Raw genomic sequence first — 1,728 nt, 5'->3', positions numbered from 1 at the left:
GTGGTGGGATGTCAATTTTTGAAAGCCTGAAAACATTTGAAAAACAAAGAATTATGCCTTTTTATCAAGTTGAAGCAAAAATTCTAATTCAAAAATTAAAAGCTGGCACAGGGTTGCATCAAATAATTTATGAGCGTGATTTTTATGAAAAGGAGCTCTCGCAGGTTATTTTACACGGACAGGCTAATGGTCAATTAGCAAGAGAGCTATATATGTATAGTCAATTTGTCATTGAAAGGCTAGAAAGTAAATTGAATAGAATAACCATGGTCATACAGCCGACAATATATGGTTTTGTTGGCATCATAGTATTATTTGTCTACTTATCTATGTTATTGCCGATGTATAAAATGATGGAAAGTATTTGAGGAGGAAAAAATGAAAGATCAAAAGGGTTTTACATTAATTGAAATGTTAGTTGTATTACTAGTTATTACGATATTATTGCTAATTACAATTCCAAACGTTACAAAACATAATAGTAGAATCCAAAAGAAAGGCTGCGAAGGATTAGTTAATATGGTACAAGCACAGGTTACGGCTTATAAAATTGACAATAATAAAACACCTAAGATGGATGATTTGCTTAATGCTGGTTACTTAAAGGGAGAGCAGGCTCCTGTTTGTCCAAATGGAAATAGCATTATTATTGGTGCTGATGGAGAGGTTACTGCTAGTGGAGAAGGTCAGTAACAATCAAGGTTATACTTTGATAGAAGCATTAGTTATACTTTCAATCGTAAGTATCATGAGTTTTGTTCTAATAGCAAATTTAGTTCCAATCCACCAAGCTAAAATTATAGAAACGTTTTTTGATCAATTTGAAAAGGATATGATGTACGCTCAACAATATGCTCTTCTTAATGAGGAGACGATTTATATATTATTCAGAGGAGATCGTTATCAGTATACGATTGAACAAAGTAATCTAGCGGGGGCATTAATTGTTAGGAATTATCATCAAGGTATAAAAATTGAAGGTGGTACGATGAAAAATCGGGTTACATTTCGAGCAAGCGGAGCAATTCAGACGAGTGGCTCTTTGCTCATTACCTATAACAATCGTACGTATAAAGTCACCTTTTATCTTGGAAAGGGGAGATTAAATATTGAAGAATTGTAGTAAAGGATTCTCCTTTTCAGAAACCCTTGCAGCATTTAGTATATGGACGATTATTACATCTTTATTAATTCCGCAAGTTATCATGATAACAATTGAAAGAGTAAATACGAAACAATCCATTACTGCGTATAAGCTGCTTCATGAAAAAGTACAGCATGCAGCATTCCACAAAGCTGAAATGCATGATGAAGTACTAACAAAGGATAATATTGTTTATAAATTAAAATGGGAGGAGGAAGAAGCTTATAGTAAACCATGTGTTTTTTGGGAGAGTGCAAATAATAAAGAGAAAAAAGCTTGTTTATTATTATCGAAATGAACAAGGATATACCTTTTTGAACATGTTACTATCCTTCATAGTTTACGCTATTATTATTTCTTCTCTCTCAATGGTTTTTCATTTTCTTATGAGTCATTCACAGCATTCACATGACTTAAAGCCTTTTGAATGGGAGCTTTTTACTGTTCAATTACATCGGGAATTGAAGGATGCAACTGATATTCAAGTTAAGGATGAACAGATCTCATTTAAGAATAAATTAGGAGAGATTGTAACAGTCCAGCAATATAAAAATTTAATTCGCAGACAAGTAAATGGAAAAGGA

5 protein-coding genes are annotated in these 1,728 nt (G+C 32.7%); all 5 read left to right on the top strand.

Features of this window, described 5'->3' with window-relative positions:
• A partial coding sequence (locus tag HU235_RS12305; RefSeq protein ID WP_174880396.1) for a type II secretion system F family protein occupies nt 1-368 on the top strand: 368 nt, incomplete at its 5' end.
• Nucleotides 369-378: 10 nt separating this feature from the next.
• Nucleotides 379-693, top strand: a complete 315-nt coding sequence (gene comGC, locus HU235_RS12300) for a competence type IV pilus major pilin ComGC (protein ID WP_095299820.1) — start codon at nt 379-381, stop codon at nt 691-693.
• Nucleotides 677-1,123 carry a competence type IV pilus minor pilin ComGD gene (comGD, locus tag HU235_RS12295; protein ID WP_174880395.1) on the top strand — a complete coding sequence of 149 codons (447 nt, stop codon included), beginning with the start codon at nt 677-679 and terminating at the stop codon, nt 1,121-1,123. Before comGC ends, comGD begins: the two co-directional genes overlap by 17 nt.
• The gene (gene comGE / locus HU235_RS12290; RefSeq protein ID WP_174880394.1) at nt 1,110-1,442 is read left to right on the top strand and encodes a competence type IV pilus minor pilin ComGE; all 333 of its coding nucleotides are present in this window, start codon (nt 1,110-1,112) and stop codon (nt 1,440-1,442) included. Before comGD ends, comGE begins: the two co-directional genes overlap by 14 nt.
• A gap of 22 nt (nt 1,443-1,464) precedes the next feature.
• Nucleotides 1,465-1,728: ComGF family competence protein (locus tag HU235_RS12285; protein WP_233452209.1), on the top strand; the 264-nt coding region annotated here is incomplete at its 3' end.

It is taken from the genome of Metabacillus niabensis, from assembly GCF_902829255.1.
Classification (GTDB): domain Bacteria; phylum Bacillota; class Bacilli; order Bacillales; family Bacillaceae; genus Metabacillus; species Metabacillus niabensis.
This window is presented reverse-complemented; position numbering and strand designations above follow the sequence as displayed.